Origin of the sequence: Sphingomonas cannabina, assembly GCF_021391395.1 — a bacterium.
GTDB classification, from domain to species: Bacteria; Pseudomonadota; Alphaproteobacteria; order Sphingomonadales; family Sphingomonadaceae; genus Sphingomonas; species Sphingomonas cannabina.
Genome location: NZ_CP090059.1, coordinates 2,499,319 through 2,517,094, shown reverse-complemented (window position 1 = coordinate 2,517,094; position 17,776 = coordinate 2,499,319). Strand labels below are relative to the sequence as shown.

The window sequence follows — 17,776 nt, the reverse complement described above, 5'->3', positions numbered from 1 at the left end:
TCCGGTTTTCCTAAGCGATCAGCCGCGTCGTGGCTAGTCACTTCGCGGCCAGCACGTCGCGCGCGGCCTCGGCAAGCTGCTGAACCGAAAAGGGTTTCGGCAGGAAAGCGACGCGGTCGATGTCGATCGAGCGACGCAACTGCTCCTCGGCATATCCGGACATGAACAGGATCGCGAGGTTGGGATAACGCTCGCGGGCGCGCCGCACCATCGTCGGGCCGTCCATCGTCGGCATGACGACGTCGGAGATCAGCAGGTCGGGCGCGCTCTCCATCTGCGCAAGCAGCTCCAGGGCCGCTTCGCCATTCTCGGCAGTGACCACCTGATAGCCCTGCCGCGTCAACGCCCGCTCCGCCACCGCGCGCACCATGTCCTCGTCCTCGACGAGGAGAATGGTGCCGCTGCCCCAGGTATCGCCCGGCTTCGCTTTCGACGACGACGCCGGTGCGGGAGCCGGCGCGGCGGCCGCCGAATGGACCGGCAGATAGATGGTGAACGCCGCGCCGCCGCTGCGCGGGCTCTCGGCGAAGATATAGCCGCCCGACTGCTTGACGATGCCATAGACGGTCGAAAGCCCGAGCCCGGTCCCCTTCCCCACCTCCTTCGTGGTGAAGAACGGCTCGAAGATCTTGGGCAGCACGTCGGCCGGAATGCCGGTGCCGGTGTCGGAGACGCGGAGCGCCGTATAATCGCCGACCGGAAGCACGTCGTCCTCCATGCCACGCACCTCGGACGGACCGACCGCCATCGTCTCGATCGTCAGCGTGCCGCCGCCGTTGGGGTTCTTGGCGAGCATCGCATCGCGGGCATTGACGGCGAGGTTGATCACCACCTGCTCGAGCTGGCCCGGATCGATCCGCACCGGCCCCAGGTTGCGTCCGTGGTTGACGACCAGCCGCACCGTCTCGCCGAGCAGGCGCTTCAGGAGGTTCGATACCTCCGAGATCACGTCGGGAAGCTGCAGCACCTGCGGCCTGAGCGTCTGCTGGCGCGAGAAGGCGAGCAGCTGGCGCGTCAGCCCGGCCGCGCGGTTCGAGTTCATCCTGATCTGCTGGATGTCGTCATAGTCGCTGTCGCCCGGCGTATGGCGCATCAGCATCAGGTCGCAGTGGCCGATGATCGCGGTCAGGATGTTGTTGAAGTCGTGCGCGACGCCGCCGGCGAGCTGGCCGACCGCCTGCATCTTGGTCGCCTGCGCGACCTGGTCCTTGAGCTTGCCTTCCTCGGCATCGTCCTTGACGCTCATCAGCACCGCCGCCTCGCCGAGCCCGCGCGCGCCGGCGAGGCCGACCTGCACCGGCTCGTCGGGCCGATCGGCGAAGCGCACCGGCATCTGCGTCGAATGCGCCGCGCCGCCGGCGAAGCGGCGGATCGCGTCGGCCAGCGCCGCCTTGTCGTCGCGCACGACCAGGTCGCCCGGATAGAGTGGCGGCGCCGACCCGTTGACGCCGGTCACGCGGGTGAAGGCCTCGTTCATGTGCAGGAACCGGCCCTCGCGATCGATCAGCGCCAGCGGCACCGGCAGCAGCGCGATGAGGCTGCGGACGTGGCTCGCCGCGCTCGATCCGATCGCGGGCACCGTGATCTGCGGCTCCTCGTCGAGCAGGACCACCAGCATCGGCGCGTCGTCGCCGTCGAGGAACGGCACCTGCAGCACGCGCAGCGGGTTGCCACCCAGCCCTTCGCGCTCGAAACGGACCAGCCCGGCGCTGTCGGTGATGAGGAAACGCGCGAAGTCGCGGCCCTCGATCGCGCCCTCCTCATGCCCCATCGCACGGGCGCGGAGCACGCGATTGGCGGTACGCACCCGCCCGTCCGGCCCGAGCAAGGCCGCCATGATCCCCGCGCCGCCAAGCCGGTCGCCGTTGGGCCCGGCAATGGCCGCCGTCGCGATCGCGACGACGTTGACGGCATCGGCCATCTTGAAGCGCCACAGCAGCATCTCGTCGCCGATCCGGCCGACGGTCACCTCGACGCGCTCGTCGCGCACGATCAGCGCGGTCCGTCCCTCCCCTTCCCGCCAGGCGGCACGGCCGGCGGTGCCGAGCCGGCCGACCTCGTCTTCGGGCAGCGGCACGTTGGGCGGGGTCGGATAGCCGCCGAACAGCGTCTCGTAGCGATCGTTGGCGCAGACGATGCGCCCAGCCCGGTCGGTGACCGCGACCGCCTCCGCCGAGGTCGCGGCGATCGCGTGGGCGACGCCCCAGTCCGGCTCGGTCGAGACGGCGGTCGCGGCATGGATCAGCCGCGACGCCGCGAAGGCGGCAGCGCCGACGATCAGGCCCGCCGCGCCGAATCCGATCGCCAGCGTGCGGTCACCGATCAGCAACAGGATCGCTGCCGCCGCCAAGGCCGCCGCGCCGACCGCGACGACCAGCGGTAGCGCGACGGAGGGATGTTGGGGTTGTCCTGACGAGTGCGGAAGCGTGGCCATCGGACCCTTGTCGGCGCCTCCGCGCCCCCGTCAAGCCATTGGCGCCGTCACCAGATGCGGACGCGCTGATCCGGTGCCAGGTAGAGCTTCTCGCCCGGCTTCGGCTTGTAGGCGTCATACCAGGGATCGAGGTTGCGCACCGTCGCGACGCGCTCCGGTCCCGGCGAGTGCGGATCGCTCAAGAGCTGCTGGCGCAGGATCGGCTCGCGATATTTGGAGCGCCACACCTGCGCCCAGCCGAGGTAGAAGCGCTGGTCCCCGGTCAGGCCGTCGATCACCGGCGCCGGCTTGCCGTTCAGCGACTTCTTGTACGCCTCATAGGCGACGGTCAGCCCGGCGAGATCGGCGATGTTCTCGCCCAGCGTCAGCTCGCCCTGGACATGCTGGCCGGGCAGCGGCTCATAGGCGTCGTACTGCTTCACCAGCTTGTCGGTGAAGCTCTTGAACCGTTCGACGTCCTGCGGCGTCCACCATTCGGCGAGCTTGCCGCTGGGATCGTACTTGCGGCCCTGGTCGTCGAAATGATGGCTGAGCTCGTGCCCGATCACCGCGCCGATCCCGCCATAGTTGATCGCCGCGTCGGCATGCGGATCGAAGAACGGCGCCTGCAGGATCGCTGCCGGGAACACGATCTCGTTCATCGGCGGATTGGCATAGGCATTGATCGTCATCGGCGTCATGAACCACTCGCCGCGGTCGAGCGGCTTGCCGAGCTTGTTGAGATCACGCTGGAACTCGAACTCGTTGGCGCGCGCGACATTGCCGACCAGGTCGCCGCGCTCGATCCGTAGCGCCGAATAGTCGCGCCACTTGTCGGGATAGCCGATCTTGGGCGTGAAGGCGGCCAGCTTGGCCAGCGCCTTCTGCTTGGTCTCCGGCGCCATCCATTCGAGCTTCTGGAGCCGGTCGCCCATCGCGGCACGGAGGTTCTTGACCAGATCGTCGATCGCCGCCTTCGATTCCGGCGGGAAGTAGCGCGCGACATAGACCTGCCCGACCGCCTCGCCCAGCCCGGCGCTGACCAGTGCCACGCCACGCTTCCACCGCGGCCGCTGCTGCGGCTGCCCGGACAGGACGGTGCCGTTGAACGCGAACTCCGCCTTGTCGAACGCGCTGTTGAGATAGGGGGCGAACGTGTCGAGCACGCGCAGCGTGTAAAAATCGCGCAGCACCTGGATCGGCGCGTCGGCGAAGATCTTCGCCTCGGCCGTCACCGCCGACGGCTGCGAGACGATGTAATAGGGCTGCGCCGGCACGCCGAGCGCGGCCGCATAGGCATGCCAGGGGTAGCCCGGCGCCTTGCTCTCGAAGTCGGCGGTCAGCCAGCGGTTGTAGGTCTTGTCCTCGTCGCGGTTCTCGATGCGGGTCCAGTGGACCGTCGCGATCTGCTTCTCCAGCTCGAACACCGCATTGGCGCGCGCGGCGCCGTCGGTCTCGCCCGCCATCGTCAGCAGCTGGGCGAGATAGGCCTTGTAGGCGGTCCGGATGCCCTCGAGCTTGGGATCGTCCTTCAGATAATAGTCGCGGTCGGGCAGCATCAGGCCCGACTGGTTCGTCATGACGATGTACTTCTCAGGCTCCTTGGCGTCCTGGGTCACGCCGAGCCCGAAGAAGCCGCCGACGCCGGCGCGCTGGAGCTTGGCCGCCTCGGTCACCAGCGCGGTCTTGTCCTTGGCGCCGGCGATCGCCGTCAGCCACGGCTTGATCGGCGCGATCCCCTTCGCCTCGGCCGCGGCTTCGTCCAGGAAGCTCGCGTAGTAATCGCCGATCTTGCTGCCGGGCTGCTTCGCGGCCTCCTCCAGGATCGTGCGGGTCTGCTCGAGCGACAGGTCCTGCAGCACGTGGAACATGCCGAACGACGCGCGATCGGCGGGGATCTGCGTCCGCTTGTCCCAATTGCCGTTGGCATAGTCGTAGAAGTCGTCGCCGGGGGCGACGCTGCGGTCCATGCCCGAGGTGTCGAGGCCGAAGGTCCCGATCTTGGGCGCCCCGGCGCTCGCCGGCGGCGTATCGGCCGGCGCAACGGTCGACTGGGCATGAACGCCGGCCGAAAGCGCGGTGCCGGCGAGAAGGATGGTGGCAATGGCGGAAAGCCGCATGGGCGAAGCCTTTCGTGCGGAAGTCAGTCGCCCGGAAGGACTCCGGGCCATGCCACTGTCTTACCCCGGCGATACGGCCCGTCAACGCGTTAAGGAGGAACTCCGCGCGTCGTGGCGTTTGCGCCACTTGCGCGCGATCCACCAGCGCCAGCCAAGGGCGGTCGCGGCATAGCCGAGCAGCGCGCAACCGCTCGCGATCACGCTCAGTCCGAGGATCAGCGCCGGCGCGGCCTCGGACAGGAGCCAGGCCACCCATTGGGACAGGCCGGCATTGGCGTTGACCAGCGCCATGAACCCCGATGCATCGGCGGTACGGCCGAGCAGCAGATTGCCGATGTAGACCGACGCGTAGAGGATGAAGGGCGTCGTCGCCGGATTGCTGAGAAAGGTCATCGCCGCGGCGATCGGCACATTGGCGCGGAACGGCAGCGCCAGCAGGGCAGCGCCGGCGATCTGAAGCCCCGGGATCATCAGGAAGATGCCGACGAACAGGCCGAGCGCCGTCCCGCGCGGCACCGATCGCCGGGTGAACCGCCACAGCGCCGGTGCGAGGACGCGATGCGCGACGGGGCGCAGCAGCCGGCTCTGCTCGAGCTGCTCGCGCGTCGGCACGTTGTTCGCGATCCAGCGTGCAAGCCAGTCCTTGCGGCGGGCCGGCTCAGCCACGTTCGCGCAGGAGCCTTCCCTGCTCCCGCTTCCAGTCCCGTTCCCGGATCGTGTCGCGCTTGTCATGCGCCTTCTTGCCCTTCGCGAGCGCGAGCTCGACCTTTGCCCGCCCACGGCTGTTAAAGTAGACGCTGAGCGGCACAAGGGTCATTCCCTCGCGCGCCACCGCACCATGGAGGCGGTTTATCTCGCGCTCATGAAGCAGCAATTTACGGGGCCGCTTCGGTTCGTGGTTGAAGCGGTTGCCGTGGCTGAACTCGGGGATGTTGGCGTTGACCAGCCACACCTGCTCGTCGCGTACCTCGGCATAGGCCTCCGCGATCGATCCCTCGCCGAAGCGCAGGGACTTGACCTCGGTGCCGGTCAGGGCAAGGCCGGCCTCGTACACGTCCTCGATGAAATATTCGAAGCGCGCGCGCCGGTTCTCGGCGACGATCTTCTTCTTGTCGAACGTATCGGGGCGTGGGCGAGCCATAAGGCCGGGCGATGTAGGCGGATGAGGCCGCGAAGGAAAGGTGCGATGGACGAGACGATCTGGCTGTTCTCCTACGGCACGCTGCGCCAGCGCGAGGTGCAGCTCGCCGTGTTCGGCCGCGAGCTTGCCGCCGAGGCCGATGCCCTGCCCGGCTATCGCGTCGAGATGCTGGCGATCGGCGATCCCGAAGTGGTACGCACCAGCGGCCTCGCCGAGCATCCGATCCTGCGCGAGACCGGCGCGGCGGCGGACATGATCGAGGGCCAGGCACTCGCCATCGGCGCGGACGACCTGCCGCGCGCCGACGCCTATGAGGTGGCGGAGTATCGGCGCGTCGAAGTGACGTTGAGGTCGGGACGCCGCGCGTTCGTCTACGTCGGCTAGAGTCGATTCAGTCCGTCTGCATCCGTTCCCCGGCGAAGGCCGGGGCCCAGTTTCGGGCTGCTTGCAAAGTAGGATTTCGCCTGCTTGGTTCGCTCAGCCCGAGCCGCGCGAGCGGCGGGTTGCTCTTTGATCTTGTCAATCCCGTCCATGCCGCGTCGCTGTCGCGTCCGGGGCGCATCCCGGATGCATCGGCTCGCACACACCGGCCCAGAGTCAATTTAGTCAACATTCTGGTGGTGACGTAGTTTACCGTGTGCGCCCCCTCCTTCATCATTTCCGCCTTCGCGGGAATGACGAACGAGAAGAGATCGCGCTAAACCTGACTCAGGCTTTCAAACTACGGCAGGCCCACATTTTGCAAATTTACATGTAACATTATATCACGAAAGTCACATAGGCGTTCTACCCGTGACTTTCGTGACCTTCGACGGATTTCTGCGGGTTCCGGTCCCCATCCGCAAGCCCGCGACCAGCGCCTGCCGGTCGGCCGCCGCCCTCAAATGGCTCAGCTGATCGTCGGCGGAAGCTAAATCAGCCCCGCGAACGCCAGCGCAGCGTCGACGGCCCTGCGGCTCGCCTCCGACGGCGGGGTCATCGGCAGGCGCAGCTCGGCCGATATCTCCGGCTTCACGCGGTTCAGGGCATATTTGACGGGCCCCGGCGACGCGTCGCTGAACAGCGCGCCATGGAGCGGGAACAGCCGGTCGTGGAGCGCCAGCGCCTTCGCATAATCGCCGGCAAGCGTCGCCGCCTGGAACTCGGCGCACAGGCGCGGCGCGACATTGGCGGTGACCGAGATGCAGCCACGCCCGCCGGTCGCGTTGAACGCGATCGCCATGTCGTCGTTGCCCGAGAGCTGGGCGAAATCGGGCCCGCACGAGGCGCGATGCTGCGACACGCGCGGCATGTCGCCGGTCGCGTCCTTGATGCCGACGATCGATGGAAGGGCCGCCTTGAGCCGCGCCACCGTCTCCGGCTTGATGTCCGTCACCGTACGGCCTGGCACGTTATAGAGCACGATCGGCAGGTCGCAGGCGGCCGCCACCGCCTCGAAATGACGAAAGATGCCCTCCTGGTTCGGCCGGTTGTAATAGGGCGGCACCATCAGCGCCGCGTCGGCTCCGGCTTCCTTCGCCGCCTTGATGTTGGCGATCGCGACGCGCGTGTCGTTCGATCCCGCGCCCGCAATCACCGGCACGCGCCCCTTCGCCGCCTCGACGCAGACGCGGACGACGCGGAAATGCTCCTCCATCGGCATCGTCGCAGCCTCGCCGGTGGTGCCGCACGGCACAAGTGCCGAGGAACCTTCGGTAATCTGCCATTCAACCAACGTGCGATATGCCGCTTCGTCGAAGGCGCCGTTCAGGAACGGCGTCACCAGTGCAGGAATCGAACCGGAGAACATTTTTCGGTGAGCAACCTTCGAGCGATGAAATGTGGGGTGGCAGATACGTCCGTATTCCGTATCATGTCCAGCATGCTCGGGTGGGTTTCCAAGGGCGCGTTGTTGCTTGCGTGCGTATCGGGGGGGGCAATCGCCGCCGGCCTGCATCAGCGTGCCGTGCCGCAGCAGCTGCTTCCGCCGCAATACAATGCCAATACCTCGGGGGGGGCTCCGCAGCAGATCCTTCCATCGCAGGTTTACGGCAGCCCCGCTCCGACACCGACCCCGACGGTGACGCCGAGCTATCCGACGCAAAGCTATGCCTCGACGGGCGATTCATCCTCCGCTGCGCTGCTTTCGGCGATCGATCAGTGGAAGATGCTGCAGCAGTCGGACAATCTCGGCTTCTCGACCTACGCCAATTTCCTGCTCGCCCATCCCGGCTGGCCGGGCGAGACCAGCCGGCGCGCCGCGGCGGAGACATCCGCAGGCCAGGATTCGCCGAGCACCACCGTCCGCTTCTTCGATCGCTTTCCGCCGCTGACCGGTTCCGGTCACGTCCGTTACGCCGTGGCGCTCGCCGCGATGGGTCAGCGCGACCGCGCTGCCGAGCAGGCGCGCAAGGCGTGGCGCAAGGGCGTGCTGCGCCCGTCAGACGAATCGCTGCTGCTCGGCCAGTTCTCCAGCAGCTTCGGTCCCGACGACCAGGATGCGCGGATGGACATGCTGCTGTGGCAGGGCGCGACCAGCGCCGCCCAGCGCCAGCTCGCCTATACCTCGCCGGCGCGGCAGGCGATCTTCGCCGCGCGGCTCGCCTATCGCACCAATGCGCCGGATGCGATGACACGCGGCGCCGCGGTTGAGGCTTCGGCGCTGAACGACGCCGGCTTCCTCGCCGATCGCGCGAGCTGGTACCGCAACAACAATGCGAGCCCCACCGCGCGCGCCCAGCTCGCCCGGCCGCACCAGCTCAGGGTCCTGCCGACGCACCCCGAGAAATGGTACGAGGTGCTGCTCACCAACGCACGCGGCGCCTATGCCGACCGTCAGTACCAGACGGCGTATGACATCGCGCGCCAGGTCGACGACGCCTATCCGCCGCAGACCGACGTCAGCAGCAAGTCGCTGGGCGAGCGCGACGATTATACCAGCCTGGTATGGCTCGCCGGCACCGCGGCGATGCAGAACCTCGGCCGGCCGCGCGACGCGATCGGCATGTTCGAGCGCTATTCGCTCGGCTCCAAGAGCCCGACCACGCAGTCGAAGGGCCTCTACTGGGCCGGCCGCGCCGCCGAGGCCGCGGGCGATCCGCGCGCGAACGACTTCTACACCCGCGCCGCGGGCTATTCCGATCTCTACTATGGCCAGCTCGCGGCGGAGCGGTTGGGCCAAGCATTGCGCGCGCCCGCGCCGATCGCCACGGTCGACGTCGCGCCGGACACCCGCTCCGCCTTCGCCGCGAAGGAGACGGTGCGCGCCGCCAGGCTGCTCGGCTCGCTCGGACGCTGGGAGGATCAGAGCGCCTTCGTCCGTCAGATCGCCGCGGATGCCACTACCGACACCGATCACCTGCTTGCCGCAGAACTCAGCCGCGCGATCAATCGGCCCGATCTCGGCGTGATGGTGGGCCGCTCGGCGCTGCAGAACGGGCTCAGCGACTATACCGCGGCGGGCTATCCCAGCGTGCGCGTCCCCGCTGCCAGCAACGACTATTGGACGATCGTCCATGCGATCGCGCGGCAGGAAAGCCAGTTCAACCGGACCGCGATCAGCCACGCCGGCGCGCGCGGGCTGCTCCAGCTCATGCCGGGTACGGCGCGCGAGCAGGCGGGCAAGCTGGGGCTCAGCTACAATCCCTCGTCGCTCACCACCGACACCGACTACAACATCATGCTGGGGTCGAGCTATTTCGACCGCATGTACCGTCTCTACAACAGCTACCCGCTGGCGGTAGCGGCCTATAACGCCGGGCCGGGCAACGTGAACAAGTGGATCGCGGCGAATGGCGACCCGCGCATGTCCGGCGTCGATATCGTCAATTGGATCGAGAATATCCCGATCTACGAGACTAAGAACTACGTCCAGCGCGTGCTCGAGAATGCCGTGGTCTACGACCTCATGAACCCGCAGCATGCCCGCAGCCGTGGGCCCAACAACCTGAGCTGGTATCTCGGCAAGCGACGGCCGGGCTGAAACCCCCGCCGGAATGCCGTAGAGGCGGATCGATGGACCGTCCCAACTACATAACCCCTGCCGGCTTCACCGCCCTGCGCGCCGAATATGACGCGCTGTTCGCCGAGGAACGCCCCAAGCTGGTCGACACGATCGCCTGGGCGGCGGGCAACGGCGACCGGTCGGAGAACGGCGACTATATCTACGGCCGCAAGCGGCTGCGCGAGATCGATCGGCGGCTGGGCTGGCTGTCGAAGCGGATGAAGGCGGCCAAGGTGATCGATCCTGCCGCGCAGCAGGACCGCAGCCGCGTCTGGTTCGGCGCGACCGTCACGATCGCAGACGAGGACGACAATGAACGCATCCTCACGCTGGTCGGCGACGACGAGGCGGATGCGGGTGCCGGCCGCGTCGGCTGGAATGCCCCGCTCGCCAGGGCGCTGCGCGGCGCCGCGGTCGGCGACCTGCGCCGGGTCGCGCTCCCGGCCGGCGAGCGCGAATATGAGGTGGTGGCGATCACCTATCCGTGACGGACGGAGGGAACGCCCTTCCCGTCCCGCTCATTCTCTCCTCGAAGGAGAGACGCCATGGAAAAGCCCCGCACCGACAGCGCCCGGTCGCACGACGACAATGATTGGATCGAAGACCTCGACGAAACACCCGAAGGTTCGAGCAGCTCCGGCGGCAATCTCGCCCGCGACGTCGCCTCGAAGAATGAGCTGAACCAGATCCGCGACCCCGATGGCCGCAGCCGCGTCACCAAGCAGGCCAGCATCGACAACGACACCGCCGACCGCTCCCGGCGCGCACGCGGCTGAACGGCACGGACCGGCAACGGATCGTTTCCCGGCAGGTCGATTGACCGGCCCGCGGGCGCATGAGACGATGCGCAGCTGAAACGATCCGGAGGTTTCCGATGCCGATCCCCGCAAGCTGGTCCGACCGCCTGCTCAGCGTCCTGCGCATCGTGGTGGGACTCGCCTTTCTCCACCACGGCACGTCGAAGTTCTTCGGCCTCCCGCCGTTCCCGATGCCGCTCAACCCGCTGCTCTATGTCGCGGGGACGCTTGAGCTGGTCGGCGGTGCGCTGATCATACTCGGCCTGTTCACCCGGCCGGTCGCCTTCGTGCTCTCGGGCATGAGCGCCGTCGGCTATTTCATGGTCCATGCGCCCAAGAGCTTCTTCCCCTCGGTCAACGGCGGCGAGGCGATCCTGCTCTACTGCTTCATCTTCCTGTTCCTGGCGGCAGCCGGCGGTGGCGCCTGGGCGCTCGATGCGGCCCGCGCCAAGCGCAGCTAGTCTCAGCGGGACGATTCTGTCCCCGGATTGTCACATTTTGCGCCAGGTGCTGCCTGGCGTGCGCTGAAATGACACACAGCCCCCTCCCCCGCCGAAATCATTGAATTAGCGTGGGTTCGGGCCGATCGTGAGGATCGGCCCCGGTATGGGGAGTAGAATGCAAGCGCAAAAGGAAATGCTGCGGCTGCTGATCAGTGGGCGGGTGCAGCAGGTCGGCTATCGCGACTGGGTGATCCGCAAGGCCCAGTCGATGGGCATCACGGGTTGGGTGCGCAATCTGTCCGACGGCCGCGTCGAGGCCGTGGCCGCGGGCGACGAGGAAGCGCTCGCCGTGTTTCTCGAGACGTGCCGCGAAGGGCCGCGCCTGGCGCGGGTCGACGACATCGACGTGCATCCGGTCCACGAGCGGCCGGTGAAGGGTTTCACGAAACGCTTCACAGCGTAAGATTTGAGGCGAGCGGCCTCGGCTGAGGCCGCCCGCCCCTCTGCCAGATCAGCGCGTCAGCTTCTTGTACGCGAGCCGCGTCGGGCGGTCGGCCGCATCTCCGAGGCGGCGGCGCTTGTCCTCCTCATAGGCCTCGAAGTTCCCCTCGAACCACTCGACATGGCTGTCGCCCTCGAATGCGAGGATGTGCGTCGCGAGACGGTCGAGGAAGAAGCGGTCGTGGCTGATCACCACCGCGCAGCCCGCGAAATTCTCGATCGCCTCTTCCAGCGCGCCCAGCGTCTCGACGTCCAGGTCGTTGGTCGGCTCGTCGAGCAGCAGCACGTTGCCGCCGCGCTTGAGCATCTTGGCGATGTTGACGCGGTTGCGCTCGCCGCCCGAGAGCTTGCCGACGTTCTTCTGCTGGTCCTGGCCCTTGAAGTTGAAGGCGCCGACATAGGCGCGGGTCGACTGGTCGTGGCCGTTGACCTTCATGTAATCGAGCCCGTCCGAGATCTCCTCCCAGACGTTCTTCGAATTGTCCAGGTGGTCGCGGCTCTGGTCGACATAGCCGAGGCGCACGGTCGAGCCCATCTCGATCGTGCCGCTGTCCGGCTTCTCCTGCCCGGTGATGAGCTTGAACAGCGTCGACTTGCCAGCGCCGTTCGGGCCGATCACGCCGACGATGCCGCCAGCGGGCAGCGTGAACGAGAGATTCTCGAACAGCAGCTTGTCGCCATAGGCCTTCGAGACGTTCTGGACCTCGATCACCTTGCCGCCCAGGCGCTCCGGCACCTGGATGACGATCTGGGCCTTGCCGGGCGTGCGGTTCTCCTGCGCCGCCACGAGCTGGTCGAACTTGGCGATACGCGCCTTCGACTTGGTCTGGCGGCCCTTGGGGCCCTGTCGGATCCAGTCGAGCTCGTCCTTGATCGCCTTCTGACGCCCGGACTCCTCGCGCTCCTCCTGCTCGAGGCGTTTGGCCTTCTTCTCGAGATAGGTCGAGTAATTGCCCTCGTAGGGAAAATACTTGCCGCGATCGAGCTCGAGAATCCAACCTACCACGTTGTCGAGGAAGTAGCGGTCGTGGGTGATCATCAGCACCGCGCCCGGATATTCCTTGAGATGATTCTCCAGCCATTCGACGCTTTCGGCGTCGAGATGGTTGGTCGGCTCGTCGAGCAGCAGGATCGAGGGCTTCTGGATGAGCAGGCGGGTGAGCGCGATGCGGCGCTTCTCACCGCCCGAGAGGTTCTCGACCGGCCAGTCGGACGGCGGGCAGCGCAGGGCCTCCATCGCGATCTCGAGCTGGTTGTCGAGCGTCCAGCCGTCGACCGCGTCGATCTTGGCCTGGAGCTCGCCCATCTCCTCCATCAGCGCGTCGAAGTCGGTGTCGTCCTTGGGATCGCCCATCTCGGCCGAGATCGCGTTGAAGCGGTCGACCATGTCGGCCACCTCGCGCGCGCCGTCCTTGACGTTCTCGAGCACGTTCTTGGTCGGATCGAGTTGCGGCTCCTGCGGCAGGTAGCCGACGGTGATGTTCTCGCCCGGCCATGCCTCGCCTGAATAATCGGTGTCGATGCCGGCCATGATCTTCATCAGCGTCGACTTGCCGGCGCCGTTGGGGCCGACGATGCCGATCTTGGCGCCCTGATAGAATTGCAGGTTGATGTTGCTGAGCACCGGCTTCTGGGCGCCGGGGAAGGACTTGGTCATGTCCTTCATGACAAAGGCGTATTGCGCGGCCATGGCGGCGAGGAACTCCGTCGGAAGATGGTTGTGATGCGGCAGGAAGTGCGGGAGCGATGTAGCGATGCACCTTGCCACTTGCAAACGCGCCGGACGCCGATAGCACACGGGCCATGCGCATTCCGTCCCTGCTCGCGGCCGTCGCCGCCTCCGCTCTGATCGCTCACCCCGCTGCCGCCCAGCGCACCGCCCCACCGGCGCTCGCGCCTGTCGACCCGGCAGTCGCTAAGCTGCGCGACGCGGCGCTCAAGGACGATATCGCCTGGGACATCGTCGAGGGGATCACGACCGAGGTCGGACCCCGCCTCGCCGCGACCGAGGCGGAGGCACGGGCACGGACCTGGGCGGTCGCCAAGCTGAAGGCGCTCGGCTTCAAGAACGTGCGGATCGAGACCTATCGGATGCCCGTATGGCTGCGCGGCGAGGAGAAGGCAGAGATCGTCGGCCCGTTCCCGCAGCCGCTGAAGCTCGCCGCGCTCGGGCGGTCGGGGGCGACACCGCCTGAGGGATTGACGGCGGAGGTCGTCTATTTCCCGACCTTCGACGACCTGCGCGCCGCGCCCGACGGCAGCCTGAAGGGCAAGATCGCCTTCATCTCCAACCAGATGGAGCCGACCCAGGATGGCTCGGGCTATGGCCAATTTGGCCCGGCGCGCTTCGTCGGCCCCAGCATCGCCGCGAGCAAGGGTGCGGTGGCGGCGGTGATCCGCTCGATCGGCACTGACCACGGCCGCGGGCCGCACACGGGCGGCACCAATTGGGCGGACGGGGTGACGCCGATCCCCGCCGCGGCGCTGTCCGTAGCCGACGCCGAGAATCTCGAGCGGATGTTCGCCCGCACCAAGGGGCCGGTCACGATGAAGCTGGTGCTGACGCCGCGCATGGCGGGCGAGGCCGAATCGGGCAACGTCATCGCCGAGGTGCCCGGCACCGACCCCAACGCCGGCATCGTGCTGATCGGCGGCCATCTCGACAGCTGGGATCTCGGCACCGGCGCGATCGACGACGGCGCTGGGATCGCGATCACCGCTGCCGCCGCCAAGCGGATCATGGATTGGGGCGTGAAGCCGCGCCGCACGATCCGCGTCGTCTGGTTCGGCGCCGAGGAGCCGGGCGGCTTCGGCGGCCGCGCCTATGCAGAGGCGCACGCCAAGGAAAAGCACGCCACCGCCAGCGAGAGCGATTTCGGCGCCGACAATATCTGGCGTTTCGAGGTGAACCTGCCCGACGGCGCCAAGCCGGTCGCCGACCGGCTTGCCTCGGCGCTCGCACCGCTCGGCATCACCCGTGGCCGCGGCGTCGGCGGCGACGGCACCGACATCGGCCCGACCCTGGCCACCGGTGTCGCCGCGGTCGATCTCAACCAGTCGGGCCTTCGCTATTTCAACTGGCACCACACGCCCGAGGACACGCTCGACCTCATCGATCGGGAGCAGCTTCGCCAGAATGTCGCAGCCTGGACGACGATGCTGGCGATCGTCGCTAACGCGCCCGAAGAGATCGGCGCGGTCACGCCCAGATCGGGAAATTAAGGCCTTTTCTGTACCATGAGAGGGCAAAATTTCGCGGTCGGCGTTTGCTGCGGCATGAATTTGGGCGTTGACGCGCCGACGACACCCGTTATTGCGGCAGCTTCGCGTCGGCAATCGGGCCGGCCGCGAACCATATTGCTTGGGAGCAACTAATGAAGAAGGTTCTCATTGTCGCTGCTGCCGCCGGCCTGATGTCTCTGGCCGCCTGCAACGGTACGTCGACCCCCGCCGAGAACAATGCCGAGGCGACCGCCGAGAACATTGAGGCGACTGCCGACAACTTCGATGCGCTGGCCGACAACGCGACCAACGAGAGCACCGAGGCTGTTCTCGAGAACACCGCCGACAATCTGCATGAGGCGGCTGACAACGTTGCTGACGCGGCGACCAACGCTCAGTAATCGGCGTCCGGGCGTCTTTCGCCCGGAAGCAGTTTCCGAAAGGGCGCTTCCCGTGAGGGAGGCGCCCTTTCTCATTCGGGGTCTTCTTCCGGCAGCGTCGAAGCGGCACCGGTCTCGCCCGCCGGGGCGATCCGGGTGAAACGCAGGGTGAACACCGCGCCACCGTCGGGATCGTTGCTGGCGTTCACATCGATCGCCATCGCGTCGGCGAAGCCCTTGACGATGGCGAGGCCGAGCCCGCTGCCGCCGTGGCGGTCGCTGCCGCGGCCCTGGGCGAAGGTCTCGAACACACGGGCCTCGCTGCCGGCCTGAAGCCCCGGCCCACGATCGCGCACCGACAGCAGCACCGCATCGGGCGTCCGCCGTCCTTCGATCACGATCGTCCCGTCGTCACCGCCATGCACTGCGGCATTGGCGAGCAGGTTGATGAGGATGTGGTGGAGCAAGGTCGGATCCGCCGTCACGAACGGCAGGTTGGCGGGCACCTTGAGGTCGATATGCCGGCCGCGCAGCAGGTCCTTGAGGTCGTGCACCGCCCCGCCCACCGCGTCGGTGAGATCGGTCGGCTCCGGCGCGAGCTTGAGCGCCCCGGCATCGATCCGCACCATGTCGAGCAAATTGTCGAGGAAGCGCCTCAGCCGTGCGATCTCCGCCTTGGCCAGCGGCACGTTGGGATCATCCGGATGCTCGGCCGCGATCGCCTCCACCGATCCGGCAACCGTCGTCAGCGGCGTGCGCAGGTCATGGCCGATCGACGAGAGCAGCGCCGCGCGCAGCCGGTCGCGCTCCTTGAGGACGCTCACCTCGCGCACTTGGTCCTCCAGCTTCAAGCGCTCATGCGCCAGCGCCGCCTGGCCGAGCAGCGTCGACAGCAACACCGCGCGGTCGGCCGACACCGGATCGCGGCCATCCTCGCGCGACAGGCCGATCACCGCGAGTACCCCGAGCGCGGTCTTGAGCGGATGAAACTGCCAGTCGGCGGCATTGAGCGTGGCCGTCCCTGCCCCGGCAGGCTCGCCACGGCTCCAGGTCCATTCCGCGGCGGCCTGGTTGACCGGCCCAAGCGAGCCGACCTCGGGCGCGCTCGCCACCGGCACCAGCGTTCCATCGCGCTGATTGAGCAGCACGACGTCGACCTCGAGCAGCCGCGCGATCTCCTCGCAGGTGATGCGGCTGGTCGTCTCCCAGTCCGAGGTTCGCGCGAGCGCCTGCCCGAAGGCGGCGACCGCGGCATTCTCCTGCGCGCTCCGTGCTCCCAGAGTCGCGCGCGATTTCAACCGGCCGGCGAGATTGGCGGTGAAGGCGCCGATGCCGATCAGCACGAACATCGTCAGCACGCTCTGCGGGTCGGCGATGGTCAGCGTGTAGAGCGGCGGCAGGAAGAAGAAATTATAGGCGAGGCCCGCCAGCACCCCCGCGATCAGGCCTGGTCGCAAGCCGTAGCGGCCCGAGGCGAACAGCACCGGCAGCAGGTAGAGGAGGTCGATCCCCCCGACGCCGATCAGCGGCTCGGCGAGCCGGGCAAGCAGGGTCGTCGCCACGATCATCCCGACGATGACCAAGTGGTTGGGGCCCCGGCCCCATTTCCCCTTCTGTCGCACGGTGCCGGGCTTCGGCGCAGCTGTCTGCGCGGGAATGACGTGGACCGCGAGCCCGTCGCTCTCCCGCAGCATCGCGTTCACGACCGATCCGTGACGCAGCTCGAACCACCAGCTCCGGACCGACTTGCCGATCACGAGCTGGGTCGCGCGCATGCCCTGGATGTGACGGGAAAGGCCCTCGATCACGCTCGCCGCCGGCACCGTCGCGATCGTTGCACCCAGGCTGGCGGCGAGCCGCAGCGTGTCGGCGACACGGTGTTTGGCGGCCTCGTCGAAGCTCTCGGCGCGGGGCGTCTCGATATAGACCGCCTGCCACGGCGCCCGCAGCGCATCGGCCATCCGCTTGGCGGCACGCACCATCGTATCGGAGCCCGGCAGCTCGCTCACCGCCACCAGCACGCGCTCGCCACCGGCATAGGTGCCGGGCAGCGCGCTCGCGTCGAGATCCTCCAGCAATGCCCGATCGACGGTCAATGCGGCGCGGCGGAGCGCCATCTCTCGCAGCGCCGACAGGTTCGCCTTGGAAAAGAAATGGCCGAGCGCGCGGCTCGCCTCGGCCGGGATATAGACCTTGCCCTCCTTCAGCCGCTCGATCAGCTCGTCCGGCGGCAGGTCGACCACCTCGATCTCGGCACCCTCGAACACGCTGTCGGGCACCGTCTCGCGCACGCGCACCTTGGTGAAGCTCGCGACGACGTCGTTGAGGCTTTCGACGTGCTGGATGTTGAGCGTCGTATAGACGTCGATGCCGGCATCGAGCAGCTCGGCGACGTCCTGCCAGCGCTTGGGGTGCCGGCTGCCCTCGACATTGGTGTGCGCGAACTCGTCGACCAGCGCGAGCTCAGGCTGGCGGGCGAGCACCGCGTCGAGGTCCATCTCCTCGAGCTTGTGACCCTGATAGTCGATCGCCCGGCGCGGGATCACCTCGAACGGCTCGAGCAGCGCCGCGGTCTCGGCGCGGCCGTGAGTCTCGACCACGGCGATGACCACGTCGGCTCCAGCCTTCTTCCGTTCGGCGCCCTCGCGCAGCATCTCGAAGGTCTTGCCGACGCCCGGCGCGGCACCAAGGAAGATCTTGAGCTTGCCCCGCTCCTCGCGCTCGGCGGCGCGAAGCAGCGCGTCGGGGGACGGACGGGTATCGTTCGACGCCATCGC

15 protein-coding genes are annotated in these 17,776 nt (G+C 67.6%); 8 read left to right on the top strand and 7 right to left on the bottom strand.

Translation table 11 applies throughout. The features are described from left to right. Positions 1-37: 37 nt before the first annotated feature. From LZK98_RS12080 to smpB, 4 genes are all read right to left on the bottom strand, one after another. Positions 38-2,434 (bottom strand): hybrid sensor histidine kinase/response regulator, encoded by a 2,397-nt coding sequence (locus LZK98_RS12080; RefSeq protein ID WP_233782632.1) that lies wholly within the window; start codon positions 2,432-2,434, stop codon positions 38-40. Between the two features lie 47 nt (positions 2,435-2,481). Next, a complete protein-coding gene (locus LZK98_RS12075) occupies positions 2,482-4,533 on the bottom strand; it encodes a M13 family metallopeptidase (RefSeq protein ID WP_233782631.1) in 2,052 nt (683 codons plus the stop codon). Between the two features lie 81 nt (positions 4,534-4,614). Further along, on the bottom strand, positions 4,615-5,199 hold the full coding sequence (locus LZK98_RS12070; protein WP_233782630.1) for a DUF2062 domain-containing protein: 585 nt from the start codon (positions 5,197-5,199) through the stop codon (positions 4,615-4,617). Continuing rightward, positions 5,192-5,674: an SsrA-binding protein SmpB gene (gene smpB, locus LZK98_RS12065; protein ID WP_233782629.1), complete on the bottom strand. Its 483-nt coding sequence runs from the start codon at positions 5,672-5,674 to the stop codon at positions 5,192-5,194. The genes LZK98_RS12070 and smpB overlap by 8 nt, the downstream gene beginning before the upstream one ends. A 45-nt stretch (positions 5,675-5,719) precedes the next feature. Between smpB and LZK98_RS12060 the strand changes: the two genes are divergently transcribed. After that, a complete protein-coding gene (locus tag LZK98_RS12060; protein WP_233782628.1) occupies positions 5,720-6,058 on the top strand; it encodes a gamma-glutamylcyclotransferase family protein in 339 nt (112 codons plus the stop codon). A 526-nt stretch (positions 6,059-6,584) separates the two neighbouring features. Here LZK98_RS12060 and dapA read toward each other — a convergent pair. Beyond that, entirely contained in the window at positions 6,585-7,463 is an 879-nt protein-coding gene (gene dapA, locus LZK98_RS12055; RefSeq protein ID WP_233782627.1) for a 4-hydroxy-tetrahydrodipicolinate synthase, read from the bottom strand. A gap of 72 nt (positions 7,464-7,535) precedes the next feature. Here dapA and LZK98_RS12050 point away from each other — a divergent pair, with 72 nt between their 5' ends. From LZK98_RS12050 to LZK98_RS12030, 5 genes are all read left to right on the top strand, one after another. Continuing rightward, the gene (locus LZK98_RS12050; protein ID WP_406694203.1) at positions 7,536-9,635 is read left to right on the top strand and encodes a lytic transglycosylase domain-containing protein; all 2,100 of its coding nucleotides are present in this window, start codon (positions 7,536-7,538) and stop codon (positions 9,633-9,635) included. Between the two features lie 32 nt (positions 9,636-9,667). After that, on the top strand, positions 9,668-10,144 hold the full coding sequence (gene greB, locus LZK98_RS12045; protein ID WP_233782625.1) for a transcription elongation factor GreB: 477 nt from the start codon (positions 9,668-9,670) through the stop codon (positions 10,142-10,144). 57 nt (positions 10,145-10,201) lie between these two features. Then, a complete protein-coding gene (locus LZK98_RS12040) occupies positions 10,202-10,432 on the top strand; it encodes a hypothetical protein (RefSeq protein WP_233782624.1) in 231 nt (76 codons plus the stop codon). A 98-nt stretch (positions 10,433-10,530) separates the two neighbouring features. Further along, positions 10,531-10,914: a DoxX family protein gene (locus LZK98_RS12035; RefSeq protein WP_233782623.1), complete on the top strand. Its 384-nt coding sequence runs from the start codon at positions 10,531-10,533 to the stop codon at positions 10,912-10,914. Between the two features lie 157 nt (positions 10,915-11,071). Further along, the gene (locus LZK98_RS12030; protein WP_233782622.1) at positions 11,072-11,359 is read left to right on the top strand and encodes an acylphosphatase; all 288 of its coding nucleotides are present in this window, start codon (positions 11,072-11,074) and stop codon (positions 11,357-11,359) included. Between the two features lie 48 nt (positions 11,360-11,407). On the opposite strand, the gene ettA is transcribed toward LZK98_RS12030, so the two are convergent. Further along, positions 11,408-13,087, bottom strand: a complete 1,680-nt coding sequence (gene ettA, locus LZK98_RS12025; protein WP_233782621.1) for an energy-dependent translational throttle protein EttA — start codon at positions 13,085-13,087, stop codon at positions 11,408-11,410. A gap of 113 nt (positions 13,088-13,200) precedes the next feature. On the opposite strand from ettA, the gene LZK98_RS12020 reads away from it, so the two are divergent. Next, the gene (locus LZK98_RS12020) at positions 13,201-14,619 is read left to right on the top strand and encodes a M20/M25/M40 family metallo-hydrolase (RefSeq protein WP_233782620.1); all 1,419 of its coding nucleotides are present in this window, start codon (positions 13,201-13,203) and stop codon (positions 14,617-14,619) included. A gap of 152 nt (positions 14,620-14,771) precedes the next feature. After that, the gene (locus tag LZK98_RS12015) at positions 14,772-15,020 is read left to right on the top strand and encodes a hypothetical protein (protein ID WP_233782619.1); all 249 of its coding nucleotides are present in this window, start codon (positions 14,772-14,774) and stop codon (positions 15,018-15,020) included. 71 nt (positions 15,021-15,091) lie between these two features. Here LZK98_RS12015 and LZK98_RS12010 read toward each other — a convergent pair whose 3' ends face one another. Continuing rightward, positions 15,092-17,773, bottom strand: a complete 2,682-nt coding sequence (locus tag LZK98_RS12010) for a sensor histidine kinase (protein ID WP_233782618.1) — start codon at positions 17,771-17,773, stop codon at positions 15,092-15,094. Positions 17,774-17,776 lie beyond the last annotated feature (3 nt).